The following is a 24,214-nucleotide window of genomic DNA, read 5'->3' as shown; positions in this document are numbered from 1 at the left end:
ATGAGCAAGCGGAACAGCCAGGCGTCCAAGAACGCGGCCCGTGAACGTCTGCGCGAGGAGCGCCAGCGCCAGGCCAAGCGGGACAAGGTGAAGCGGCAGGTCATCGTGGCCGGTGCCGTCGTCGCCGTCCTCGCGATAGCCGGCGGTATCGGCTACGCGGTCGTGCAGAACAACAAGCCGGGCTACTGGGCCACGGCGAAGGACGCGAAGGTCGTCGCGCCGGCCAACACCACGGGCACGAACGGCACGACAGTGGTCCTCGGCAAGAGCACCGCCAAGAAGACCCTCAAGCTGTACGAGGACCCGCGCTGCCCGATCTGCGCCCAGTTCGAGCAGACGGTCGGCTCGACCCTCAAGCAGGACTTCGACGCGGGCAAGTTCAAGATCCAGTACATCGGCGGCACATTCCTCGACGGTGACACCGACGACAACGGGAAGATCCAGATCGGCTCCCGCGGCGAGGGTTCCAAGAACGCGATGAGCGCCATGGGTGCCGCGCTGAACGTGAGCCCTGAGGCGTTCCTGGAGTACAAGACCGCGCTCTACTCGGCGAAGTACCACCCCGAGGAGACGGACGACAAGTTCAAGAGCGACGACTACCTGATCAAGGTGGCGAACACGGTCAGCGCGCTCAAGAACAACACGAAGTTCCAGACCGCCGTCGAGGACGGCACGTACGACGCCTGGGCGCTGGCGATGTCCCAGACGTTCAACACCAACAAGGACGGCGTCAACGGCACTCCGAGCCTGGTGATGGACGGCAAGAAGCTCACGGCCCCGAACAGCGAGAACGCGCCCATGACGGTCGCCGACTTCACCACGGCGATCACGGCGGCGCTGAAGGCCTGAGCAGCGGGTTCCGGAGCGTTCGGAGCGCCTGCCGTACGGTCCGCCGCTCGGCCCCGGTGGACGATCAGCCGAAGAGCGGGCGAACTTTTGTCGTTCGCCCGCTCTACTGGCCTACTGATCAGTAATCTCAGCGCCCGTGACGAGTCGAAGCTCTTCCTCCGAGTCCACGGGCGCCCGGGTCAACTCCCTCGCCCCACGCCGCCGTACGGTCGTCAAGGCCGCCGCCGCCACCGCCGGCCTGGCCGGTCCGCTGGCCGCCGCGCTGCCCGCCCGTGCCGCTGCCGAGGTTCCCGCCTTCCTGCACGGGGTCGCCTCAGGCGATCCGCTGCCGGACGGCGTCCTGCTGTGGACGCGCGTGACGCCCACCGCGGAGGCGATACCCGGGTCCGGGCTCGGCCCGGACACCGAGGTGAGCTGGACCGTCGCCCTCGACAAGGCGTTCACGAACGTCGTCTCCAAGGGCTCGACCACCGCGACGGCCGCCGCCGACCACACGGTCAAGGCGGACATCCGTGGCCTCGCGCCCGCCACCGACTACTGGTTCCGCTTCTCGGCCGGCGGCACGGACTCCCCCGCCGCCCGCACCCGGACCGCGCCCGCCGCGGACGCCGCGGTGACGGGCCTGCGCTTCGGCGTGGTCTCCTGCGCCAACTGGGAGGCCGGCTACTTCTCCTCGTACCGCCACCTCGCGGCGCGCGGCGACCTGGACGCCTGGCTGCACCTCGGCGACTACATCTACGAGTACGGCACCGGCACGTACGGCACCCGTGGCACTGTCGTACGCCCGCACTCCCCCGCGCACGAGATCCTCACGCTCGCCGACTACCGCGTACGGCACGGGCGTTACAAGACCGACTCCGACCTCCAGGCCCTGCACGCGGCAGCCCCCGTCGTCGCGATCTGGGACGACCACGAGTTCGCCAACGACGCGTGGTCGGGCGGCGCCGAGAACCACACCGAGGGCACGGAGGGCACCTGGTCGAGCCGGCAGTCGGTCGCGAAACAGGCCTACTTCGAGTGGATGCCGGTCCGCCCGGCGATCGCGGGCACCACCTACCGGCGCCTGCGCTTCGGCAAGCTCGCCGACCTCTCCCTCCTCGATCTGCGCTCCTTCCGCTCCCAGCAGGTGTCCACGGGCAGCGGTACGGTCGACGACCCGGAGCGTACGATCACCGGCCGAGCCCAACTCGACTGGCTGAAGGCGGGGTTGAAGGCCTCAGACACCACCTGGCGGCTGGTCGGGAACTCGGTGATGATCTCGCCGTTCGTCATCGGCTCTCTCACCGCCGACCTTCTGAAGCCGCTCGCCGAACTGCTCGGCCTGCCCAAGGAAGGCCTCGCCCTCAACACCGACCAGTGGGACGGCTACACGGACGACCGGCGTGAACTCCTCGCCCACCTCCGCTCCAACGCGATCCGCAACACGGTCTTCCTGACCGGCGACATCCACATGGCGTGGGCCAACGACGTGCCCGTGGACGCCGGCACCTACCCGCTGTCGCCCTCCGCCGCCACGGAGTTCGTCGTCACGTCGGTCACCTCCGACAACCTCGACGACATCCTCAAGGTCCCCGAGGGCACCGTCACCGCGCTCGCCGCGCCGATCATCCAGGCGGCCAACCGGCACGTCCACTGGGTCGACACCGACCGCCACGGCTACGGCGTCCTGGACATCACCGCGGACCGCGCGCAGATGGACTACTACGTGCTGTCCGACCGCACGAAGGCGAACGCGACCTCGACCTGGTGGCGCTCGTACCGCACGCTCACCGGCACCCAGAAGGTGGAACGGACGTACCGCCCGGTGTAGACGGCCGGCGAGTACCGGTGGTCCCGGTCTACAGGCTGTCGAGGAAGCCGAGCGCCACCCGCCAGGTGGCCTCGGCCGCCTCCTCGTCGTAGTCGGGGAGGTCGGGGTCGGTGTAGAGGTGACCGGCCCCGGCGTACCGGTAGATCTCCACGTCGGCGCCCGCCTTGCCCATCTGGAGATACCAGGAGCCCAGCCAGTCCTCGGTCTCGAACGCGTCCGGCTCGGCCACGTGCAGCTGAACCGGCAGATCGTCCACCGACGCTGTCTCGGCGATGTCCGACGTGCCGTGCAGCAGCAACAGCCCGCGTGCCTTGGCGTCGCCGAGCGCGAGGGTCTGCGCGGTCGCGGCACCGAACGAGAACCCCGCGTACACCAGACCCCGCCCGGAGTAGGGCGCGGCGGCCAGGACCGCCCGCCTGAGCAGCTCGTCCTTGCCTGTGGCGTCCTTGAAGGCCATACCTTCCTCGACGGTCCCGAAGGTGCGCCCGCCGAAGAGGTCGGGGGTCCACACCTCGTGTCCGGCCGCCCGCAGCCGGTCCGCCGCGGCGCGTACGGCAGGGCGGAGTCCGTAGGTCGAGTGAAAGAGCATGACGTTCATGTGGACATCGTGCCAGGGACCACTGACACAGAAGCCCCCGCATGTTCAAGGCCGCCCTTCACCGGTTACGTTCTCCGGCATGGAGAACGTACTGCGCCCGCTGATCGTCCTCGGTGGATCGGTCGTGCTGACGCTGCTCATCGGCTGGGCCACGGACCGCTTGCTGCGCAAGGCGGACGAACGGCAGACCGAGACTCCGCTGTGGGGACTGCTGCGCCGGGGCCGTGTGCCCTACCACCTCGTCCTGTGCGCGGCGCTGCTCAGAGGGTCCTACCACCAGGCCGACCTGCTCAAGGAGCACCAGGTCGCCGTCGGCCGGGCCCTGACGCTGGTGCTGATCGGCTCGACGGCCTGGCTGATCGTCCGGATCGCGGCGGCGGTCGTGGACACCTCGTACACCCGTTACGCCCGCGTCCACCCCGACCCGGCCCGGGTGCGCCGGGTCCGCACCCAGGTGTCGCTGATCACACGGGTGGTCGCGGCGGTCGTGGGCGTCGTGGCGGTGGCGGCGATGCTGCTGACGTTCCCGGCGATGCGCGCGGCCGGCGCCTCGCTGCTGGCGTCGGCCGGAATTCTGGGCATCGTCGCGGGTGTGGCGGCCCAGTCGACGCTGAGCAACATGTTCGCGGGGTTCCAGATCGCCTTCGGCGACATGGTGCGCCTTGGCGACACGGTCGTGGTGGACGGCGAGTGGGGCACGGTCGACGAGATCACTCTGACGTTCCTGAGCGTGCGCACCTGGGACGAGCGCCGCATCACGATGCCGGTGTCCTACTTCACCTCGAAGCCCTTCGAGAACTGGTCGCGGGGCGGGGCCCAGATGACCGGCATCGTCTTCTGGCACCTGGACCACAGCGCGCCCATGGAGGCGATGCGGGAGAAGCTCCGCGACCTCCTGCGCGAGTGCCCGGCCTGGGACGGCCGCGCCTGCGACCTGTCCGTCACGGACGCCACGCCGAGCACCATGGAGGTACGCGCCCTGGTGACGGCGAAGGACGCGGACGACGTCTGGAAGGTCCGGGTGCACGTCCGCGAGGGCATGATCCGCTGGCTGGCCGAGCAGCACCCGTACGCCCTCCCCCGGGTCAACACGGCGGACGCGGCCCTGCCCCCGGGCAACGAGACGGCCCGCCGCTCCCAGGACGGAACACCGCGCAGGGCCCACGAAACACCAAGGACAGCCGGCCGAGGCTAGACACCTTCGACGGGCGGTGCGGTGGTGGGAGAAAACCTCAAAAAGAGCGGCGCATCGCAAGATGCGCGATACCCGCCTCGTGGAACTCGACCCCGTACCCCGTATATCCCAGCCGCTCGTAGAACCCCGCCGCGGCCGTCTGCGCATGCAGATCCACGGCGGCAAGCCCCAACCCCCGAGCCGCCTCCTCGATACCCCGCACGAGCGCGACCCCGACCCCCAGCCCCCGCGCTTCCTTCCGCACCGCGAGCCGCCCGAGGGACCCCACGGACAGATCGCCGCCGGTCCGTCCGACCGCGGCCTCCCCGTGCAGCAACCGCCCCGTGCCGAGCGCGACCCCGTCCTCCCGGACGGCCACCACATGCAGCGCGCCCGCGTCGAACTCGTCGTACTCCAGGTCCTCCGGCACTCCCTGCTCGGCGACGAAGACCTCCTTGCGCACCGCGAAACAGGCCTCGCGGTCGGCGGGATCCCCGGCGACGCGCACCACGTAGGACGGCCGGGTCATGCGTAGGTCTCCTCGCGCACCCGCTCCAGGGCGCTGGCCAGGTCCTCCGGGTAGTCGCTCTCGAACTCGACCCACGTCCCGTCCCCGGGGTGCTCGAAGCCGAGGCGTACGGCGTGCAGCCACTGGCGGGTCAGGCCGAGCCGCTTGGAGAGCGTCGGGTCCGCACCGTACGTCAGGTCGCCGACGCAGGGGTGCCGGTGGGCGGCCATGTGGACGCGGATCTGGTGGGTGCGGCCGGTCTCCAGCTTGATGTCGAGCAGGGAGGCCGAGCGGAACGCCTCGATGAGGTCGTAGTGCGTGACGGACGCCTTGCCCTCGGCCGTGACCGCCCACTTGTAGTCGTGGGTGGGGTGCCGGCCGATGGGCGCGTCGATCGTGCCGCTCATCGGGTCGGGGTGGCCCTGGACCAGCGCGTGGTAGCGCTTGTCGACCGTGCGCTCCTTGAACTGGCGCTTGAGCGACGTGTACGCGCGCTCCGACTTGGCGACCGCCATCAGGCCGGACGTGCCGACGTCGAGCCGGTGCACGATGCCCTGACGCTCGGCGGCACCGGAGGTGGAGATGCGGTATCCGGCGGCGGCGAGCCCGCCGATGACGGTCGTCCCGGTCCAGCCGGGCGAGGGGTGCGCGGCCACGCCGACGGGCTTGACGATCACGACGATGTCGTCGTCGTCGTGCACGATCACCATGCCCTCGACGGGCTCGGCCACCACCTGCACGGGCGCGGGTGCCTGCGGCATCTCCACCTCGAGCCAGGCACCGCCGTGCACCCGCTCCGACTTGCCGACCACCGAGCCGTCGACCATGACCTTCCCCGCCGCGGCCAGCTCGGCGGCCTTCGTACGGGAGAAGCCGAACATCCTGGAGATGGCGGCGTCGACGCGCTCGCCCTCCAGGCCGTCCGGCACGGGCAGGTTGCGGATCTCGGGAACGGTGCTCACCCGTCGAGTATGCCGGACGGGTCGGACACTCTCGTACGAGAGTGCAGGGGCCCTCAGTCCTTGTGGACGGTCCCGTCCGGGTCGAGCCCCTTGAAGGACAGCAGGACGATCAGGATGCCGCCGCAGACGATCGCCGAGTCGGCCAGGTTGAAGACCGCGAAGTGCTTGGGCGCGATGAAGTCGACGACCGCGCCCTCGAAGACGCCCGGGGAGCGGAAGATCCGGTCGGTCAGATTGCCCAGCGCGCCGCCGAGCAGCAACCCGAGCGCGATCGCCCAGGGCACGCTGTAGAGCTTGCGGGCCAGGCGGGCGATCACGACGATCACGGCCGCGGCGATGACCGTGAAGATCACCGTGAAGGCCTCACCCATGCCGAAGGCGGCGCCCGCGTTGCGGATCGCCTCGAACTTCAGCCAGTCCCCGATGATCTCGATCGGCGCGTGGTGCTCCAGCTTGGCGACGACGACCATCTTGCTGGCGAGGTCCAGCGCGTACGCCAGCGCGGCGACCGTGAACAGCACGAGGATCCGGCGCCTGCCACGGGGCCGCTCCTCCGGGGTTTCCGGCTCGGCTCCCGCCGCGTCCGGGATGTCCGGCGTACCGATGATGCGCTCCGCCTCTGCCACGTGAGTCCCTCAACCTAGGTTCCTGACTGAGGACGAGGGTACGACACGCCTCCTGGCACACAGGAGTGCAGGAGGCACACGGCGAGGATCGGCGGCCGGTCAGTAGCGACGCTCCTGCTTCTGCTTGCATTCGACGCACAGCGTCGCGCGCGGGAAGGCCTGCATACGGGCCTTCCCGATCGCCTTGCCGCAGTCCTCGCACAGGCCGTACGTGCTCGTGTCCAGCCGCTCCAGGGCCCGCTCGTCCTGGACGAGCATCTCGCGCGCGTTGGCCGCCAGCGCCATCTCGGCCTCACGCGTCGTGTTCTTGGTGCCGGTGTCCGCCTGGTCGTCGCCAGCGCCGTCGCCGGAGTCCCGCATCAGACCCACGAGCGACTGCTCGGACGCCGTGATCTCGGCGCGCAGCCGCTGTACCTCGGACTGCAGCTCGGCGCGTGCCTCCGCCACTTCCTCCGGTGTCCATGGGTCCTCACCGGGGCGTACGGCGAGTTCACCCGGCTCCAGCGCCGCGACGATCCGCGCCTTGGGTACCGCGCTGCGCTTCTTCGCGGTCGTGGTCGTGCCCGCAGTCTTCTTCGCAACCACCGTCGTGGCTCCCGTCGTCTTCGCGGCCTCGGCCGCGCCCGCCTTGTTGGCAGTGCTCTTCCTGGCCGTGCTCTTCGTGGAGGTGCGTGTACCGGCGCCGCTCTGAACTGCGGTGCTTCGGGGAGCGACAGCCTTCTTCTCGACGGCTGCCTTCGCGGTAGCCGTCTTGACCACAGCCGCCGTTTTCACGACAGCCGCCGTCTTCTTCACGGCGCCCTTCTTGAGAGCGCTCTTCTTCGCGTCCGTGCCCTTGCCGCTGCCGGACGCTCCCGCGGCCGTGGATCCGGTGGATCTGCCGGTCGTCGCCTGCTGCTCGGCGGTCTTTTTCGCCACCATGGCCGCGGCCCCTTCACACGTCGTGATCTTGCTCGCGAATCGTGCTGGGACGATAAATCGACTTGAGTCCCGCGGCAACGCGTGCACCACCCGATTCGCCCGCCCAGCCGCTCCCGCGGGGCAAGCCTGCAAGCGTTGTTCCCAGCTCCCCGCCGAGTAATCCGCCGAGCCGCGCGTCCCGGAATGCGGACAGCCGGCCCTGGCCATTCGGGTGGCCCGGAAACCCGGTCGGCCGCTGTCCGTGGGGCGCCGTACACTGACCGGAGCGAGAAGCGTGGATGGGGACGAGTAGCGGCGTACGCAGCCCAGAGCGACCCGGGGACGGTGGAAGCCCGGGGGCGAGCGCGACGCGAAGATCACCCCGGAGCCGCCGGAAGAAAGCCGCAGTGAGGCGAGCAGCACAGCCGAGGCCAGTAGACCCGGTATCGCGACCCCAATGAGGGGGCTCATCGGTGCGCAGGACGCACCGGGGAGCCAAGGAGGGTGGTACCGCGGGAGTACGCCGTACACGGCGTCCGGAGAATTCCGGCTCTCGTCCCTCCGACGGAAGGCAGAAAGTCCGCCGGAGGAAGCTCGCTGATGACAACGCCGACGTACCGCCAGGTGCCCGCCCAGGTCGACCTGCCCGCCCTTGAGCACGCCGTGCTCGACTTCTGGCGCGACCAGAAGATCTTCGCCAAGAGCCTTGAGCAGTCCGAGGGGCGCCCCGAATGGGTGTTCTACGAGGGCCCGCCCACCGCGAACGGCATGCCGGGTGCCCACCACATCGAGGCCCGCGTCTTCAAGGACGTGTTCCCGCGCTTCCGCACCATGCGCGGCTACCACGTGGCCCGCAAGGCCGGCTGGGACTGCCACGGCCTTCCGGTGGAGCTGGCGGTCGAGAAGGAGCTCGGCTTCTCCGGCAAGCAGGACATCGAGACGTACGGCATCGCCGAGTTCAACGCCAAGTGCCGCGAGTCGGTGACGCGTCACACGGACGCCTTCGAGGCGCTCACGACCCGCATGGGGTACTGGACCGACCTCCACGACCCCTACCGCACGATGGACCCCGAGTACATCGAGTCGGTCTGGTGGTCGCTGAAGGAGATCTTCAACAAGGGCCTGCTGACCCAGGACCACCGCGTCGCCCCCTGGTGCCCGCGCTGTGGCACGGGCCTGTCGGACCACGAGCTGGCGCAGGGCTACGAGACGGTCGTCGACCCCTCCGTGTACGTCCGTTTCCCACTCACCTCCGGTCCGCTGGCCGGCGAGGCCGCCCTCGTCGTCTGGACGACGACGCCCTGGACGCTGGTCTCCAACACCGCGGTCGCCGCCCACCCCGACGTCACCTACGTGGTGGCGACGAACGGTTCGCCCGACAGCGAGAAGCTCGTCGTCGCCGAACCGCTGCTCACCAAGGCGCTCGGCGAGGAGTGGCAGCCCACCGGGCAGACCTTCACCGGCGCCGAGATGGAGCGCTGGTCCTATCAACGTCCGTTCGACCTCGTCGAGTTCCCGGCGGACGTCCCCACCCACTACGTGGTGAACGCGGACTACGTGACGACCGAGGACGGCACGGGTCTGGTCCACCAGTCCCCCGCCTTCGGTGAGGAAGACCTCAAGGTGTGCCGCGCGTACGGCCTGCCGGTCGTGAACCCGGTCCGCCCGGACGGCACCTTCGAGGAGGACGTCCCCCTCGTGGGCGGTGTCTTCTTCAAGAAGGCGGACGAAAAGCTCACCGAGGACCTCCAGCAGCGCGGTCTCCTCTTCAAGCACATCCCGTACGAGCACAGCTACCCGCACTGCTGGCGCTGCCACACCGCGCTCCTCTACTACGCGCAGCCGTCCTGGTACATCCGCACCACGGCCGTCAAGGACCGTCTCCTCCAGGAGAACGAGAAGACCAACTGGTACCCGGAGACGGTCAAGAACGGCCGCTTCGGCGACTGGCTGAACAACAACATCGACTGGGCCCTGTCCCGCAGCCGTTACTGGGGCACCCCGCTCCCGATCTGGCGCTGCGAGGAGGACCACCTCACGGTCGTCGGCTCCCGCGCGGAGCTGACCGGGCTCACGGGCACCGACCAGTCGGACCTGGACCCGCACCGCCCCTTCATCGACGCGGTCACCTTCGCCTGCCCCCAGGACGGCTGCGGACAGACGGCCACGCGCGTGCCGGAGGTCATCGACGCCTGGTACGACTCGGGTTCGATGCCGTTCGCGCAGTGGGGATACCCGTACAAGAACAAGGAACTGTTCGAGTCGCGCTACCCGGCGCAGTTCATCAGCGAGGCCATCGACCAGACGCGCGGCTGGTTCTACACGCTGATGGCGGTCGGCACGCTCGTCTTCGACAAGTCGTCCTACGAGAACGTGGTCTGCCTCGGCCACATCCTCGCCGAGGACGGCCGCAAGATGTCCAAGCACCTGGGCAACACCCTGGACCCGATCCCGCTCATGGACCGGCACGGCGCGGACGCGGTGCGCTGGTTCATGGCGGCCGGCGGTTCCCCGTGGGCGGCCCGCCGCGTCGGCCACGGCACCATCCAGGAGGTCGTCCGCAAGACGCTCCTCACGTACTGGAACACGGTCGCCTTCCAGGCCCTTTACGCGCGCACGTCGAACTGGGCCCCGTCCGCGGCCGACCCGGCCCCGGCCGACCGCCCGGTCCTGGACCGCTGGCTCCTGTCCGAACTCCACGCCCTCACCGACCAGGTGACGCAGGCTCTGGAGACGTACGACACCCAGCGCGCCGGCAAGCTCCTGTCGGCATTCGTCGACGACCTGTCCAACTGGTACGTACGCCGGTCCCGGCGCCGCTTCTGGCAGGGCGACAAGGCCGCGCTGCGCACCCTGCACGAGGTCGTCGAGACGGTCACGAAGCTGATGGCCCCGCTGACCCCGTTCATCACCGAGCGGGTCTGGCAGGACCTGGTGGTGCCGGTGACCCCGGGCAGCCCCGAATCCGTCCACCTGACGTCCTGGCCCGAGGCGGACCTGTCCGCGATCGACCCGGAGCTGTCGAAGCAGATGGTGCTCGTACGACGGCTGGTAGAGCTGGGCCGTGCCACGCGCGCGGAGTCGGGCGTGAAGACGCGTCAGCCGCTGTCCCGCGCGCTGGTCGCGGCGGCCGGCTTCGACACCCTCGACCGCGAACTGCACGCGCAGATCACGGAGGAGCTGAACGTCAGCTCCCTCGCGTCCCTCTCCGAAGTGGGCGGCTCCCTGGTCGACACCACCGCCAAGGCCAACTTCCGCGCCCTGGGCAAGCGGTTCGGCAAGCGCGTCCAGGACGTCGCGAAGGCCGTCGCGAACACCGACGCGGCAGCGCTGTCCCTCGCCCTGCGCGCGGGCACGGCATCGGTCGAGGTCGACGGCGAGACGGTCACCCTCGCCCCGGACGAGGTCATCATCACGGAGACCCCGCGCGAGGGCTGGTCGGTGGCGTCCGACTCGGGTGCGACGGTCGCCCTCGACCTGGAGATCACGGAGGAGCTGCGTCAGGCGGGCCTCGCCCGTGACGCGATCCGGCTGATCCAGGAGGCCCGCAAGAACAGCGGCCTCGACGTGGCCGACCGCATCGCGCTCCGCTGGACGTCCACGGACCCGGCGGTCACCGCGGCTCTGGCCGAGCACTCGGGCCTGATCGCCGACGAGGTTCTCGCCACGGACTTCGGTCAGGGCGAAGCTGACGACAAGTACGGGGACGCCTTCACGGACGAGGGCCTGTCACTGACGTTCCGCCTGCGCAAGGCGTAACGGCACGCACAGCGCGTACGAAGGCCCGGTTCCGCCAGCCAACCTGGTGGAACCGGGCCTTCGGCGTCGCCGGCAGGAAAGAGGGCAACGCAAAAGGGCGGGGCCCCGGAAGAAAATCCGGGGCCCCGCCCTGAACGCCGACGACGCCTAAGGCGTACTAAAGGCCGTCAGTTGTCGTCCTCGTCGATCAGAAAGCCGCGCATCGGTGAGGGAGCCTGACCCATCGGAGACGGGCCCTGCGGCCGGACCGGAGCCATGGGCTGGGTCATGGCCGGGGACATCTGCTGCTGGCCGCCGTAGGACGGACCGGCCGGGCCGGGACCGCCCATACCCTGGCCACCCATGCCTTGGTTGCCCATGCCCTGGTTCCCGCCGTACGACGGGGCACCGGCGCCGGCCGGAGCCATCGAGGGCGCCGGGGACGGCGGCAGGGACGCCGCGGCCGGAGCACGCGGTGGGGCCAGCGAGTCGTCGGCCTGGGTCTCCAGCTGACGCAGCTGCGACTCCAGGTAGGACTTCAGGCGGGTGCGGTACTCGCGCTCGAAGCCGCGCAGATCCTCGACCTTGCGCTCCAGCGTGGCGCGGGCGGACTCCAGGGAGCCCATCGCGACGCGGTGCTTCTCCTGCGCGTCCCGCTCAAGAGCGTCGGCCTTGGCACGGGCGTCGCGCTCCAGGCCCTCGGCGCGGCTGCGGGCCTCGCCGACGATCTTGTTGGCCTCGGAACGGGCCTCGGCGATCGCCTGGTCGGCGGTCTGCTGGGCCAGCGAGAGAACACGCGCGGCGCTGTCGCCGCCGGGACTCTGACCGGGGCCGCCCATCATCTGCGGGGGACCGCCCATCGGGCCGCCCATCTGCTGCATCTGACCCTGCATCTGCTGACCGGGCATCTGCTGCATCTGGCCGGGCATACCGCCCTGGCCCATCTGTCCCTGCATCGGGCCCTGGCCCATGGGGCCCTGACCCATCTGTCCCTGCATCGGGTTCTGGCCCATGGGGCCCTGACCCATCGGGCCCTGACCCTGCGGGCCACCCTGGCCACCGGGGCCCGGGGGCAACTGCGGGGCACCGCTGGGCAGCTGGGGCGGGCCGCCCATGGGGCCGCCCATCTGCTGCTGCGGCGGACCCGATATGCCGGCGGGCACCGGGCCACCGGGGCCCCGCATGCCCTGGGGCATGCCTTGCTGGGGCATGCCCTGTTGCTGCATACCCTGTTGCTGCATGCCCTGCTGCTGGTCCTGGTCCGGAGGCTTGCGCATGCCCTGCTGCTGGTTCTGGGCAGCGGCACGCGTGGCAGCGGCCAGCTTGGCGCGCAGGTCCTCGTTCTCGCGGAGCAGGCGGGTCAGTTCGGCTTCAACCTCATCGAGGAAGGCATCGACCTCGTCCTCGTCATAGCCTTCTCGGAGGCGGACGGTCGTGAACTGCTTGTTCCGCACATCCTCGGGGGTCAATGGCATCTCTTCACCTCAACGTAGTCGTCGGCATTCGGCAAGACCGTATCGTTCACACCAACACCTTCGAGACGACGGTGATCAGGATGTACACGATGATCATCAGTACGAAGAAGGACAGGTCGAGCGCCACGCCCCCGAGACGCAACGGCGGGATGACCCGCCGCAGAAGCTTGAGCGGTGGATCAGTGACAGTGTAGGTGGCCTCCAGAACGACCACCATCGCCTTGCCGGGCTGCCATGAGCGGGCGAACTGGAAGACGTAGTCCATGACCAACCGGAAGATCAGCACGATGAGGAAGCACATCAGCGCGATGTAGAGAACCTGTCCAACCACGCTCATGATCCGCGCTTCCCTCTCCCCAAGTTTCCGTGCTGTCGGTACTGCTGTTGGTACTGCCTTGTTACAGCTGTTTCCGGTCGTGCGTCTCAGCTCTGGTTGAAGAACCCGCCCTCTGCGATGCGGGCCTTGTCCTCCGCCGTGACATCGACGTTAGCAGGCGACAACAGGAACACCTTCTGCGTCACCCGCTCGATGCTGCCGTGAAGACCAAACACCAAACCGGCCGCAAAGTCGACAAGTCGCTTCGCATCTGTGTCATCCATCTCAGTGAGATTCATGATCACAGGCGTGCCCTCACGGAAGTGTTCCCCGATGGTACGGGCCTCGTTGTAGGTCCGGGGGTGGAGAGTCGTGATCCGGTAAGGCTCTCGTTCCGACACGACCTTGGGCATGATCACCGGTGGGTTCTTCTCCAAGCCTTGACGTTCTTGTGTGATGGACGCCACGGGCGCGATCCGCGCCGGACGCCCGGATTCCGCACCCAGCGAAGCGGAATGCGCCACCGGATCACGCGGGGCGGACGGCTGCACCACTCGTACCGATTCGTCCCTTTGGGACTGATGCGACTGGTGGGACTGGTGGGAACCGTGCGGCTGGTGCGAGGGCTCACGCCGCCGCAGGTCGCGCTCCGGTTCCGGGTCGAGTTCGGGCTCGAAGTCGTCATCGGGGTCGAATCCCCGGCCGTCATACCCATCGTCCTCCACGAGGCCGAGGTAGACCGCCATCTTGCGCATCGCGCCGGCCATGCTCTGAGTCCTCCGCTCTGTGGTGGATCGACTGACGAATGCCAAGTGCCCGCGATCCACGAGGTCGTTATTACCGCCTCGCAGCGGTAATGACCATATTTTCTGCTGTGGTCCGACTTCCTGGCGACGTTACCCGAGCCTGGGACGGACTCCGAGTACCGCACTGCCGACGCGTACATGTGTCGCCCCGGCCGCCACGGCCTTTTCGAGGTCCGCACTCATCCCTGCGGACACCATGTTCGCAGCAGGATGCGTGCGGCGCATAGCAGTCGACAAATCCATCAGCCGCTCGAACGCCACAAGTTCACGTCCGGCGTACTGTCCGGTCAGCGGCGCGACGGTCATCAGCCCCTCCAGGCGGAGCCCCTCGGCCCCGGCGACCAGGTCGGCCAACTCCCCGATTCCGCCCGGCCCCACGCCTCCGCGCTCTCCTCGCGCGCTCTCCTCCGCGTCCAGCGCGACCTGGATCAGACAGCCCACCTCGCGCCCGGCCCGTACGGCCTCCCTGGACAGTCCGGAGACCAGCCGGTCACGGTCGACGGACTGCACGACACCGGCGTAACCGACCACGGAACGCACCTTGTTGGTCTGCAGCTGGCCCACGAAATGCCAGGTGAGAGACAGATCCGCGCACGCCTCGACCTTCGGTGCCGCGTCCTGGTCGCGATTCTCGGCCACGTGGCGCACACCGAGCTCCCACAGAATCCGCACATCGCTCGCAGGGTAGGTCTTGGTGACGACGATCAGCGTCACCTCCTCGCGCTTGCGGCCCGCCGACGAGCAGGCCGTCGCGATACGCTCCTCGACCGCCGCCAGATTTGCGGCGAGTTCGCCGTTACGGTCCGTCATGTCCTATCAGTCCAGCCAGACATAGCCTGCGAGCCGCCCGGTGGTCCGGTCGCGGCGGTACGAGAAATGGTCGGCGGACTCCCGTGTGCACACCGGCGACTGCTGCCGGTCACGCACCCCGAGCCGCTCCAACTGGGCGTGCACTCCCGCGACCACGTCGACCGCCGGGGTTCCCCAGCCGGTCTCGGCGTACGCGGCGGGTTCGACGGCGGCGACGTCGGCGCGCATCTCCTCCGGTACCTCGTAGCACCGGCCGCAGACCGCGGGGCCGGTGCGGGCGACGATCCGGGCGGGGTCGGCGCCGAGCGATGCCATGGCGTCCACTGCGGCGGGGACGATCCCGGCGACCATACCCGGCCGGCCCGCGTGGGCCGCGGCGACCACCCCGGCGACCGGGTCGGCCAGCAGGACCGGGACGCAGTCGGCGGTGAGGACGGCGAGGGCGAGCCCGCGGGTCACGGTGACCAGGCCGTCGACGGACGGGGTGTCCCGGGTGGGCCGGGTGCTCGACGGACCGTCGACCTCGGCGACGTCGTTGCCGTGCACCTGGTTCATCCAGACCACCCGGTCCGGGTCGAGACCCAGGGACTTGGCGGCCAGTTCACGATTCGTGCGGACGGCTTCCGGGTCGTCGCCGACCGCTCCGCCGAGGTTGAGCTCCTCGTACGGAACGGCGCTCACCCCGCCCCACCGGTCGGTGAAGGCGAAGTGCGCGCCGCTCGCGTCGCTCGCTTCGGAGCGTTGTCCTATCACTTCAGGAAGTCCGGCACGTCCAGCTCCTCGGCCGTGCTGTCCGAGTAGGACCGGGACGGCGGGACCGGCGGGGAGACCGGCAGTTCGTTGACCGGCTCCGGAGCGGACGCCGGGGCCTCCCTCGGCGTGACACTGCCGAGCGACCCGAAGGACGGACGGCTCTCGGCGCGTACCGGCGTGGGTTCGTCGCGCTTGGCGCCGGCCGAGCCGAGGATGTTGTCGCGCTTCGGCGGAGGCTGGCCCCCGTCGAAGCCGGCCGCGATGACCGTGACCCGGACCTCGTCGCCGAGCGCGTCGTCGATGACCGCGCCGAAGATGATGTTCGCCTCGGGGTGCGCGGCCTCGCTGACCAGCTGGGCGGCCTCGTTGATCTCGAACAGGCCGAGGTCGGAGCCGCCGGAGATGGAGAGGAGGACGCCCCGGGCGCCGTCGATGGAGGCCTCGAGGAGGGGCGAGGAGATCGCCATCTCCGCCGCCGCCACCGCGCGGTCGTCGCCGCGGGCCGAGCCGATGCCCATGAGGGCCGAACCGGCCTCGGACATCACGGACTTGACGTCCGCGAAGTCGAGGTTGATCAGACCGGGGGTGGTGATCAGGTCGGTGATGCCCTGGACGCCGGAGAGCAGGACCTGGTCCGCCGACTTGAAGGCGTCGAGGACCGAGACCTGGCGGTCCGAGATGGACAGCAGCCGGTCGTTGGGGATGACGATGAGGGTGTCGACCTCTTCGCGGAGTTCCGCGATGCCGTCCTCCGCCTGGTTGGCGCGGCGCCGTCCTTCGAAGGTGAAGGGGCGGGTGACCACGCCGATGGTGAGGGCGCCGAGGTTGCGGGCGATGTTGGCGACGACGGGCGCGCCGCCGGTGCCGGTGCCACCTCCCTCGCCGGCTGTCACGAAGACCATGTCGGCCCCCTTGAGGACCTCCTCGATCTCCTCGCGGTGGTCCTCTGCCGCCTTGCGGCCGACGGCCGGGTTGGCGCCGGCGCCGAGTCCGCGGGTGAGTTCGCGGCCGACGTCGAGCTTGACGTCGGCGTCGCTCATCAACAGCGCCTGAGCATCGGTGTTGATGGCGATGAACTCGACGCCCTTCAGACCGACCTCGATCATCCGGTTGATGGCATTGACACCACCGCCGCCGACACCGATGACTTTGATGACTGCGAGGTAGTTCTGCGGTGCTGCCACGTCGAAGGCCTCTCGCCTCGAGTTACGTGTCGCCGTTCGCGATTGCGGCGAACGGACAACTCATGCCGAAGTGGGACGGTCCGAACGCCGACCCGAACCCTAACGTTGAAGTTTAGGGTTACCAGTGTGTCTGTTCCTTGGACTCTTCCGAACAGGACACTAAGTCGACAAGTGGCGCACGTTCAACGAACACGCCGAACCTCCCGTTTTTCTTTTCACCCTATGTGATCAGCCATAGCGATGCCCAACCAGGGTGGTGGCCTGCATGGACAGGCGTCAACTCCCTGATGACGCAGGCGCGGTGGGGACGCTCACGTCGAAGTGCCGGGCGCCCGGAGCCGCTTTCATGAGGGCGGTGAGCGCACGGGCTTTCGCGCCGCCCTTCTCACTGCTCCCCCAGTCGACGGTCCGCCCGTCGCCCAACTCCAGCGAGACGGAGTCGTACGAGCCCACCTTGACAGTCCGGACGGCGTGCGCGACGCCACTCGGCAACTCGCCCGCCACCCGCACCGCCTCGCGCACCAGCCGGTCGCTGCCGAAGCGGCGCAGACTGGCGGTCTGCGAACCGGTCCGGGACAGCGTCAATTCCAATACGGGTACACCTTTGGGGGCATCTGAAACCGTCGCGAATCGCACGCCTTTCGCGTCCACTTCGACATACTTGCCCGCATTCCCGGCGCTTTCGACAATCAGGACAGGGGTACGTTCGACCACTTTCAGCCCGATTCCGTGCGGCCAGGATCTAGTGACCTCAACCGAGTCAATTCGGGGCAATTCCCGGAGCAGTCGGGACTCGATCGCGTCGGTGTCGACGGAAACGAGCGGATCCCCGACCGGCACGTCGGCGGCTTCCCGCACCTGTGCCTGCGTCAGAACGCCGGTCCCCGACACCGATACGCGCTCCACACGCGTCCACCGGGAGCCGTAGAGGACCCAGAGGACGCCCCCGCCGAGGACGAGCAGGGCCAGGGCCAGGAGGACGGCCGCGCGAAGCCTGCGCGGCCCCAGGCGGCCGAGGAGGCCCGGCCGGCGGGGCGGGCCGGAGGTGTCCTGCTGCCGTTCGCCGCGTTCCGCGGTCGTCGCTCCTCCGGCCACGCCCTTTCCTGCCTTCCTTACGTTGCCTAGCGGTGGCGCGAGGCGATCGCCTCGTACACCATGCCGACGAGCAGCTCGTCGGCGTCCCGGCGGCCGAACTCGCTGGCGGCGCGGGACATCTCGTACAGCCGGTGCGGGTCCGCGAGGACGGGCAGGACGTTCTGCTGCACCCATTGGGGCGTCAGTTCCGCGTCGTCGACCAGGAGTCCGCCGCCGGCCTTGACCAGCGGCTGGGCGTTCAGCCGCTGTTCGCCGTTGCCGATGGGCAGCGGGACGTAGGCGGCCGGGAGTCCGACGGCGGAGAGTTCGGCGACGGTCATCGCGCCCGCGCGGCAGAGCATCATGTCGGCCGCGGCGTACGCGAGGTCCATCCGGTCCACGTACGGTACCGGGATGTAGGGGGGCATCCCCGGCATCTGCTGCACCTGCGGCAGTTCGTTCTTCGGGCCGACCGCGTGCAGCACCTGGATGCCGGCCTGCTGGAGGTACGGCGCGACCCGCTCGATCACCTCGTTGAGGTGCCGGGCGCCCTGCGAGCCGCCGGAAACCAGCAGCGTCGGCAGGCTCGGGTCGAGCCCGAACGCGGCCCGCGCCTCGGGGCGTACGGCGGCCCGGTCGAGGGTGGCGATGGAGCGGCGCAGCGGGATGCCGATGTAGCGGGCACCGCGGAGCTTGCTGTCCGGGGTGGAGACGGCGACCTGGGCGGCGTACCGCGAGCCGATCTTGTTGGCGAGGCCGGGGCGGGCGTTGGCCTCGTGGACGACGATCGGCACGCCCAGGCGCTTGGCGGCGAGGTAGCCGGGCAGGGCCACATAGCCGCCGAAGCCGACGACGCAGTCCGCCTTGGTGCGCTCCAGGATCTGCTCGGCGGCCTTGATCGTGCCGCGCAGCCGTCCGGGGACGGTGATCAGTTCGGGGGTGGGCTTGCGCGGCAGAGGGACCGCTGGGATCAGCGCCAGGTCATAGCCCCGCTCGGGGACGAGCCGGGTCTCCAGACCGCGTTCCGTGCCCAGGGCCGTGATCCCCACTGTGGGATCAGCCCTGCGCAGGGCGTCCGCGAGGGCGAGCGCGGGCTCGATGTGACCGGCGGTCCCCCCACCGGCGAGTACGACATGCACCGAAATTCACCGCTCTCCGGACGAACGCGCCGCCGAGGCACGCCGTCTCATCGTGTTCCATCTCCGGGGGCTCCGATCGGACACCGGGTCCCCAGTTCCCCGCTTTCTACCAAAGCGGGGTTGCCGCAACGAAAGCGCCGCCCGCGCACCCGGTTCGTCGCGGGCGAAGGCGATCAGCAGTCCGACGGCGAACATGGTCGGAAGCAGGGCGGAGCCCCCGTAGGAGAACAGCGGGAGCGGGACACCGGCGATCGGCAGCAGGCCGAGCACCGCACCGATGTTGATCACTGCCTGAGCGGTGATCCAGGTGGTCACACCTCCCGCGGCGTACCTCACGAAGGGGTCCTCCGTGCGTCCGGCCACGCGGATACCCGCATAGCCTAGGGCCGCGAAGAGGGCGAGTACCGACAGCGTCCCCGCCAGGCCCAGTTCCTCACCGGTGACGGCAAAAATGAAGTCGGTGTGCGCTTCGGGCAGTTGCCCCCATTTTTCCACACTCGCGCCGAGGCCCGAACCGAACAGGCCACCGGAGGCGAGCGCGTAGATGCCGTGCACGGCCTGCCAGCAGGAGGTGGCCCCGGTGCCGGGCTCGGTGGCTCCGATGCACTGGAAGCGGGCCATGCGGTTGGGGCTGGTCTTGATGAGGACCAGGCCGATGAACGCGGCGACGGACAGCACGCCCACGAACAGTCGCGTGGGCGCCCCGGCCAGCCACAGCAGGCCGAACAGGATGGCGGTGAGAATGATCGCCGTCCCCATGTCGCCGCCGAGCATGATCAGGCCGAGCAGCATGAACGTCACCGGGACCAGCGGCACCAGCATGTGCTTCCACTGGGTGAGCAGCCGCTTGTCCTCCTTGCGCGCGATCAGGTCCGCTCCCCACAGCACCAGGGCGAGCTTGCCGAACTCGCTCGGCTGCACCTGGAAGGAGCCGCCCAGCGGGATCCAGTTCTGGTTGCCGTTGATCGCGACTCCTATCCCGGGCACCTGCACGAGAACCATCATGAAGACGGACCCGGCGAGGATCGGGTAGGCGAGGGCCCGGTGCAGCTTCACCGGCATGCGCGCGGCGACGAACAGCAGCACGCCGCCGATGGAGGCCGCGAGGAACTGCTTGCGGAAGAAGTAGGAACCGGGCAGCGAGTACTGGAGCGCCTTGATCTGGGAGGCCGAGTAGACCATCACCAGCCCGAGCACCGTGATCAGCAGGGAGCCGCCGAGGATCACGTAGTACGCGGTCAGCGGCCGGTCCCAGGCCCGCTGCACACGCCCGTGGAGGCGGCGTACGGGGTTGTCACGGGGCGGCCGGGGAGCGGCGGGCCGCCGAACCCGCACGCGCCCCTGAACGGGCGCCTGCCCGGTACGACTACTGGGCATCAGAGCCTCCGCGCGCCCGAGAGTGGCGCGGGGATGTGTCCGAGAGTGGCGCGCAGCGCCCTCGAAGGGGCGCGGGGAACTGCGCGACCAGCCCCCACCGGGCCCGCACCGGACAACCCACCGACAGTGACCGAGCCATATCCGACCTCACGCGTCCCTCCAGGCACCGCGGCCGAAGACCGACCGTCAGGTCCCCGCAGCGAGTTCGCGAACGGCCTGCGCGAACGCGTCACCGCGCTTGTTGTAGTTGGCGAACATGTCCATGGAGGCGCAGGCCGGTGCCAGCAGCACCGTGTCGCCCGCCTCGGCCAGCCGCCGGGCCTCCTGAACAGCCGCGAGCATCGCCCCAGTGTCTGTCCGGTCGAGGTCGACGACGGGTACTTCCGGGGCGTGTCGCGCCAGGGCTTCGCCGATCTGCGCCCGGTCGGCGCCGATCAGCACCACCCCGCGAAGTCGTTTTGCCGACTTGGCGACCAGTTCGTCGAAGGTCGCGCCCTTGGCGAGCCCGCCGGCGATCCACACGATCGACCCGTACGCCGCCAAGGATGCCTCGGCCGCGTGGGTGTTGGTCGCCTTGGAGTCGTCGACGTAGGCGACCCCGTCCACGTCGGCCACGTGCGCGATGCGGTGCGCGTCCGGGGTGAAGGCCCTGAGGCCGTCGCGGACCGCCTTCGCGGGCACCCCGTAGGCGCGTGCGAGGGCAGCCGCGGCAAGGGCGTTGGCGATGTTGTGCGGGGCCGGCGGGTTGACATCCGCGACCTCGGCCAGTTCCTGGGCGTTCCGCTGCCGGTTCTCGACGAACGCGCGGTCGACCAGGATGCCGTCCACGACGCCGAGTTGGGACGGTCCGGGCGCGCCGAGCGTGAACCCGACGGCCCGGCAGCCCTCCTCGACGTCCGCCCCGCGCACCAGGTCCTCCGTGGATGGTTTGTCGGTGGCATCCACGTTGTAGACACAGGCGACCCGATTGCCCTCGTAGACACGGCCCTTGTCGGCGGCGTACGCCTCCATGGAGCCGTGCCAGTCGAGGTGGTCGGGGGCGAGGTTGAGGACGGCGGCGGAGTGGACGCGCAGGGAGGGCGCCCAGTGGAGCTGGTAGCTGGAGAGTTCGACGGCGAGGACGTCGTAGGTGTCCTCGCCGAGGACCACGTCGATGATCGGCGTGCCGATGTTGCCGACGGCGGCCGTACGCAGGCCTGCCGCGCGCAGGATCGAGGCGAGCATCTGGGTGGTGGTCGTCTTGCCGTTGGTGCCGGTGATCGCCAGCCAGGGGGCTGGTTCCCGACCGTCGCGGCCGCGCAGGCGCCAGGCGATCTCGACGTCGCCGACCACGTCCACGCCCGCCTCGGCCGCCGCCGCGAAGAGCGGTGAACTCGGCTTCCAGCCGGGCGAGGTGACGACGAGTCCGGTCCCCTCGGGCAGCGTCGACGCGTCCCCGAGGCGTACCTCGATGCCCTCCAGGGCCTCCAGGGCAGCCGCGCGTTCCCGGTGGGCCTCGGAGTCCCCGCCGTCCACGACGGTGACCGACGCGCCGAGGGCGGCCAGGGCGCGGGCGGCGCTGATGCCGCTCACGCCGAGGCCCGCGACGGTGACGTGCGTGCCCTTCCAGTCGCCGCCCTGACCGGACGTCACTTGTCGGCCGCCCATCCCGCGTAGAAGATGCCCAGTCCGACGATCACGCAGATGCCCTGGATGATCCAGAAGCGGACCACGACAAGGACTTCGGACCACCCCTTGAGTTCGAAGTGGTGCTGGAGCGGCGCCATGCGGAACACACGCTTGCCGGTCGTCTTGAAGGAGCCGACCTGGATGACCACCGACATGGTGATCAGCACGAACAGGCCGCCGAGGAGCGCCAGCAGGATTTCCGTACGGGAGCAGATCGCGAGGCCGGCGAGCGCGCCGCCGAGGGCCAGGGAACCGGTGTCGCCCATGAAGATCTTGGCGGGTGACGTGTTCCACCACAGGAAGCCGAGGCAGGCGCCCATCAGCGCCGAGGAGACGACGGCGAGGTCGAGTGGATCTCGTACCTCGTAACAGGCGGACGGGTTGGTCAGGGTGATCGCGTTGGCGCAGGACTCCTGGAACTGCCAGACGCCGATGAACGTGTACGCGCCGAAGACGAGGACGGAGGCGCCGGTGGCGAGGCCGTCCAGACCGTCCGTCAGGTTCACGCCGTTCGACATCGCCAGGATCATGAACAGCGCCCAGACGACGAACAGCACCGGGCCGATCGTCCAGCCGAAGTCCTGCACGAAGGAGAGCTTCGTGGAGGCCGGCGTGTTGTTGCGGTCGTCCGCGAACTGGAGCGAGAGCACCGCGAAGGCGATACCGACGGTCAGCTGGCCGGCCATCTTCGCCTTGGCCCGCAGACCGAGCGAGCGCCGCTTGACGATCTTGATGTAGTCGTCCAGGAAGCCGACCAGGCCCATGCCGCCCATCAGGCCGAGCACCAGCAGCCCGGAGAAGGTCGGCGGCTTGCCGGTGATCACCTTGGACAGGAAGTACGCGGCGAACGTCGCCAGGATGAAGGCGATACCGCCCATCGTCGGCGTACCGCGCTTGGCGTGGTGCTCGCGCGGGCCGTCGTCACGGATGTACTGGCCGTAACCCTTCCGTGCCAGCAGCTTGATCAGCAGCGGGGTGCCTACCAGCGTCAGGAACATTCCGATGACGCCCGAGAACAGGATCTGGTTCATCATCGGGCGGAAACCTCACCCTCGGCAGCACCGGGGAGCAGCGCCTGCGCCACCCGTTCGAGCCCGACCGACCGGGACGCCTTCACGAGCACGACATCCCCCGGGCGCAGCTCGCTGCGCAACAGGTCGACAGCCGCCTGTGCGTCGGACACGTGCACCGACTCCTCACCCCACGAACCCTCGTTATATGCGCCCAGTTGGAGCCAGGACGCTTCCCTGCCCCCGACCGCGACGAGCTTGCCGACATTGAGCCGGACGGCGAGCCGTCCGACCGCGTCGTGCTCGGCGAGCGCCTCGTCCCCGAGCTCGGCCATCTTGCCGAGCACCGCCCACGTACGACGCCCCCTGCCCATGGCCGCGAGCGCGCGCAAAGCCGCTCGCATGGACTCGGGGTTCGCGTTGTAGGCGTCGTTGACGATCGTCACGCCGTCCGGGCGCTCGGTGACCTCCATCCGCCAGCGGGAGAGGGAGCCCGCCTCGGAGAGCGCGGTGGCGATCTCGTCTGCGGACATGCCCAGCTCATGGGCGACGGCGGCGGCGGCGAGCGCGTTCGACACGTGATGCTCACCGTACAGGCGCATGGTCACGTCGCTTGCACCGGAGGGTGTGTGGAGCCTGAAGGCAGGCTGTCCCCTGTCCGTGAGTCGTACGTTCTCGGCGCGTACGTCCGCTTCGCCGGACTCGCCGAAGAAGATCACCTTCGCCTTTGTTCGAGTCGCCATGGCCCGTACGAGGGGATCGTCGGCGTTGAGGATCGCGGCGCCGCCGTCGGCCTCGGAGGGCAGCGCCTCGACGAGTTCGCCCTTCGCCTGTGCGATCTGCTCGCGCCCGCCGAACTCGCCGATGTGGGCGGTGCCGACGTTGATGACGAGGCCGATCTGCGGGGGCGTCAGTTCCGTCAGATAGCGGATGTGACCGATTCCGCGGGCGCCCATCTCCAGGACCAGGAACCTGGTCTCCTCGGTGGCGCTCAGCGCGGTCAGCGGCAGGCCGATCTCGTTGTTGAGCGAGCCGGGTGTGAAGACCGTCGGTGCCTTGTGCCGGAGCACCTGGGCGATCAGGTCCTTGGTGCTGGTCTTGCCCGCGGAGCCGGTGAGGGCCACGAGGGTCGCGCCGAGCTTCTGGACCACGTGCCGCGCGAGGGCGCCCAGCGCCCGCTGTACGTCGTCCACGACGACCGCGGGCACACCGACCGGCCGGGAGGCCAGTACGGCGACCGCGCCCGCCTCGACGACCGCGGCCGCGAAGTCGTGCCCGTCGACGTGCTCGCCGGCGAAGGCGACGAAGAGGCTGCCGGGCTCCACCTCACGGGAGTCCCTGACGACCCGTCCGGTGACCTGCACCGACGGATCCGGTATGTCGTACGTCTGCCCGCCGACGACTTCAGCGATCTCGGCGAGAGAGAGGGCGATCACA

The 24,214-nt window shown here is 69.5% G+C and carries 21 protein-coding genes; 4 read left to right on the top strand and 17 right to left on the bottom strand.

Annotated elements, in window-relative coordinates:
• Together G3I71_RS14190 and G3I71_RS14185 are read left to right on the top strand one after the other, a co-directional pair.
• The gene (locus tag G3I71_RS14190) at window positions 1-849 is read left to right on the top strand and encodes a thioredoxin domain-containing protein (RefSeq protein ID WP_164314617.1); all 849 of its coding nucleotides are present in this window, start codon (window positions 1-3) and stop codon (window positions 847-849) included.
• Window positions 850-985: 136 nt separating this feature from the next.
• Window positions 986-2,659, top strand: coding sequence for an alkaline phosphatase D family protein (locus G3I71_RS14185; protein ID WP_164314615.1), 1,674 nt, complete (start codon window positions 986-988; stop codon window positions 2,657-2,659).
• 28 nt (window positions 2,660-2,687) lie between these two features.
• Here G3I71_RS14185 and G3I71_RS14180 read toward each other — a convergent pair whose 3' ends face one another.
• Window positions 2,688-3,257 (bottom strand): dienelactone hydrolase family protein, encoded by a 570-nt coding sequence (locus G3I71_RS14180; protein ID WP_164314613.1) that lies wholly within the window; start codon window positions 3,255-3,257, stop codon window positions 2,688-2,690.
• Between the two features lie 79 nt (window positions 3,258-3,336).
• Here G3I71_RS14180 and G3I71_RS14175 point away from each other — a divergent pair, with 79 nt between their 5' ends.
• Window positions 3,337-4,452 carry a mechanosensitive ion channel family protein gene (locus G3I71_RS14175; protein ID WP_164314611.1) on the top strand — a complete coding sequence of 372 codons (1,116 nt, stop codon included), beginning with the start codon at window positions 3,337-3,339 and terminating at the stop codon, window positions 4,450-4,452.
• Between the two features lie 37 nt (window positions 4,453-4,489).
• Here G3I71_RS14175 and G3I71_RS14170 read toward each other — a convergent pair whose 3' ends face one another.
• The 4 genes from G3I71_RS14170 to G3I71_RS14155 form a co-directional block, all read right to left on the bottom strand.
• Window positions 4,490-4,960 (bottom strand): GNAT family N-acetyltransferase, encoded by a 471-nt coding sequence (locus tag G3I71_RS14170; RefSeq protein WP_164314609.1) that lies wholly within the window; start codon window positions 4,958-4,960, stop codon window positions 4,490-4,492.
• Window positions 4,957-5,901: an RluA family pseudouridine synthase gene (locus tag G3I71_RS14165; RefSeq protein ID WP_164314607.1), complete on the bottom strand. Its 945-nt coding sequence runs from the start codon at window positions 5,899-5,901 to the stop codon at window positions 4,957-4,959. The genes G3I71_RS14170 and G3I71_RS14165 overlap by 4 nt, the downstream gene beginning before the upstream one ends.
• A gap of 53 nt (window positions 5,902-5,954) precedes the next feature.
• Window positions 5,955-6,527 (bottom strand): signal peptidase II, encoded by a 573-nt coding sequence (lspA, locus tag G3I71_RS14160; RefSeq protein ID WP_164314605.1) that lies wholly within the window; start codon window positions 6,525-6,527, stop codon window positions 5,955-5,957.
• Window positions 6,528-6,626: 99 nt separating this feature from the next.
• Entirely contained in the window at window positions 6,627-7,448 is an 822-nt protein-coding gene (locus G3I71_RS14155; RefSeq protein WP_164314602.1) for a TraR/DksA family transcriptional regulator, read from the bottom strand.
• A 579-nt stretch (window positions 7,449-8,027) separates the two neighbouring features.
• Between G3I71_RS14155 and ileS the strand changes: the two genes are divergently transcribed.
• Window positions 8,028-11,186: an isoleucine--tRNA ligase gene (gene ileS, locus G3I71_RS14150; RefSeq protein WP_164314600.1), complete on the top strand. Its 3,159-nt coding sequence runs from the start codon at window positions 8,028-8,030 to the stop codon at window positions 11,184-11,186.
• Window positions 11,187-11,353: 167 nt separating this feature from the next.
• On the opposite strand, the gene G3I71_RS14145 is transcribed toward ileS, so the two are convergent.
• From G3I71_RS14145 to murF, 12 genes are all read right to left on the bottom strand, one after another.
• Window positions 11,354-12,640 (bottom strand): DivIVA domain-containing protein, encoded by a 1,287-nt coding sequence (locus tag G3I71_RS14145; RefSeq protein ID WP_164314597.1) that lies wholly within the window; start codon window positions 12,638-12,640, stop codon window positions 11,354-11,356.
• A gap of 46 nt (window positions 12,641-12,686) precedes the next feature.
• Window positions 12,687-12,977 (bottom strand): YggT family protein, encoded by a 291-nt coding sequence (locus G3I71_RS14140; protein ID WP_164314596.1) that lies wholly within the window; start codon window positions 12,975-12,977, stop codon window positions 12,687-12,689.
• A gap of 86 nt (window positions 12,978-13,063) precedes the next feature.
• A complete protein-coding gene (locus G3I71_RS14135; protein WP_164314594.1) occupies window positions 13,064-13,723 on the bottom strand; it encodes a cell division protein SepF in 660 nt (219 codons plus the stop codon).
• Between the two features lie 129 nt (window positions 13,724-13,852).
• Window positions 13,853-14,572 (bottom strand): YggS family pyridoxal phosphate-dependent enzyme, encoded by a 720-nt coding sequence (locus G3I71_RS14130; protein ID WP_164314592.1) that lies wholly within the window; start codon window positions 14,570-14,572, stop codon window positions 13,853-13,855.
• Between the two features lie 6 nt (window positions 14,573-14,578).
• A complete protein-coding gene (gene pgeF, locus G3I71_RS14125; protein WP_164314590.1) occupies window positions 14,579-15,325 on the bottom strand; it encodes a peptidoglycan editing factor PgeF in 747 nt (248 codons plus the stop codon).
• On the bottom strand, window positions 15,322-16,509 hold the full coding sequence (gene ftsZ / locus G3I71_RS14120; protein ID WP_164314588.1) for a cell division protein FtsZ: 1,188 nt from the start codon (window positions 16,507-16,509) through the stop codon (window positions 15,322-15,324). Before ftsZ ends, pgeF begins: the two co-directional genes overlap by 4 nt.
• A 276-nt stretch (window positions 16,510-16,785) precedes the next feature.
• Window positions 16,786-17,604 carry an FtsQ-type POTRA domain-containing protein gene (locus G3I71_RS14115; RefSeq protein WP_164314586.1) on the bottom strand — a complete coding sequence of 273 codons (819 nt, stop codon included), beginning with the start codon at window positions 17,602-17,604 and terminating at the stop codon, window positions 16,786-16,788.
• Window positions 17,605-17,630: 26 nt separating this feature from the next.
• Window positions 17,631-18,722 carry an undecaprenyldiphospho-muramoylpentapeptide beta-N-acetylglucosaminyltransferase gene (gene murG, locus G3I71_RS14110; RefSeq protein WP_164314584.1) on the bottom strand — a complete coding sequence of 364 codons (1,092 nt, stop codon included), beginning with the start codon at window positions 18,720-18,722 and terminating at the stop codon, window positions 17,631-17,633.
• A gap of 6 nt (window positions 18,723-18,728) precedes the next feature.
• A complete protein-coding gene (ftsW, locus tag G3I71_RS14105; RefSeq protein WP_164314582.1) occupies window positions 18,729-20,099 on the bottom strand; it encodes a putative lipid II flippase FtsW in 1,371 nt (456 codons plus the stop codon).
• 186 nt (window positions 20,100-20,285) lie between these two features.
• Window positions 20,286-21,746 carry a UDP-N-acetylmuramoyl-L-alanine--D-glutamate ligase gene (murD, locus tag G3I71_RS14100; RefSeq protein WP_203730236.1) on the bottom strand — a complete coding sequence of 487 codons (1,461 nt, stop codon included), beginning with the start codon at window positions 21,744-21,746 and terminating at the stop codon, window positions 20,286-20,288.
• Window positions 21,728-22,801, bottom strand: coding sequence for a phospho-N-acetylmuramoyl-pentapeptide-transferase (gene mraY / locus G3I71_RS14095; protein WP_164314580.1), 1,074 nt, complete (start codon window positions 22,799-22,801; stop codon window positions 21,728-21,730). Before mraY ends, murD begins: the two co-directional genes overlap by 19 nt.
• The gene (gene murF / locus G3I71_RS14090) at window positions 22,798-24,213 is read right to left on the bottom strand and encodes a UDP-N-acetylmuramoyl-tripeptide--D-alanyl-D-alanine ligase (RefSeq protein ID WP_164314578.1); all 1,416 of its coding nucleotides are present in this window, start codon (window positions 24,211-24,213) and stop codon (window positions 22,798-22,800) included. Before murF ends, mraY begins: the two co-directional genes overlap by 4 nt.
• Between the last annotated feature and the right edge of the window lies 1 nt (window position 24,214).

Source organism: Streptomyces sp. SID12501, from assembly GCF_010550245.1.
GTDB lineage: Bacteria > Actinomycetota > Actinomycetes > Streptomycetales > Streptomycetaceae > Streptomyces.
This window is presented reverse-complemented; position numbering and strand designations above follow the sequence as displayed.

Coding starts and splice junctions, on each gene's coding strand:
- G3I71_RS14190 (WP_164314617.1), top strand. CDS start 1: ATGAGCAAGCGGAACAGCCAGGCGTCCAAGAACGCGGCCCGTGAACGT.
- G3I71_RS14180 (WP_164314613.1), bottom strand. CDS start 3,257: ATGAACGTCATGCTCTTTCACTCGACCTACGGACTCCGCCCTGCCGTA.
- G3I71_RS14175 (WP_164314611.1), top strand. CDS start 3,337: ATGGAGAACGTACTGCGCCCGCTGATCGTCCTCGGTGGATCGGTCGTG.
- G3I71_RS14170 (WP_164314609.1), bottom strand. CDS start 4,960: ATGACCCGGCCGTCCTACGTGGTGCGCGTCGCCGGGGATCCCGCCGAC.
- G3I71_RS14155 (WP_164314602.1), bottom strand. CDS start 7,448: ATGGTGGCGAAAAAGACCGCCGAGCAGCAGGCGACGACCGGCAGATCC.
- ileS (WP_164314600.1), top strand. CDS start 8,028: ATGACAACGCCGACGTACCGCCAGGTGCCCGCCCAGGTCGACCTGCCC.
- G3I71_RS14145 (WP_164314597.1), bottom strand. CDS start 12,640: ATGCCATTGACCCCCGAGGATGTGCGGAACAAGCAGTTCACGACCGTC.
- G3I71_RS14140 (WP_164314596.1), bottom strand. CDS start 12,977: ATGAGCGTGGTTGGACAGGTTCTCTACATCGCGCTGATGTGCTTCCTC.
- G3I71_RS14135 (WP_164314594.1), bottom strand. CDS start 13,723: ATGGCCGGCGCGATGCGCAAGATGGCGGTCTACCTCGGCCTCGTGGAG.
- G3I71_RS14130 (WP_164314592.1), bottom strand. CDS start 14,572: ATGACGGACCGTAACGGCGAACTCGCCGCAAATCTGGCGGCGGTCGAG.
- ftsW (WP_164314582.1), bottom strand. CDS start 20,099: ATGCCCAGTAGTCGTACCGGGCAGGCGCCCGTTCAGGGGCGCGTGCGG.
- murD (WP_203730236.1), bottom strand. CDS start 21,746: ATGGGCGGCCGACAAGTGACGTCCGGTCAGGGCGGCGACTGGAAGGGC.
- mraY (WP_164314580.1), bottom strand. CDS start 22,801: ATGATGAACCAGATCCTGTTCTCGGGCGTCATCGGAATGTTCCTGACG.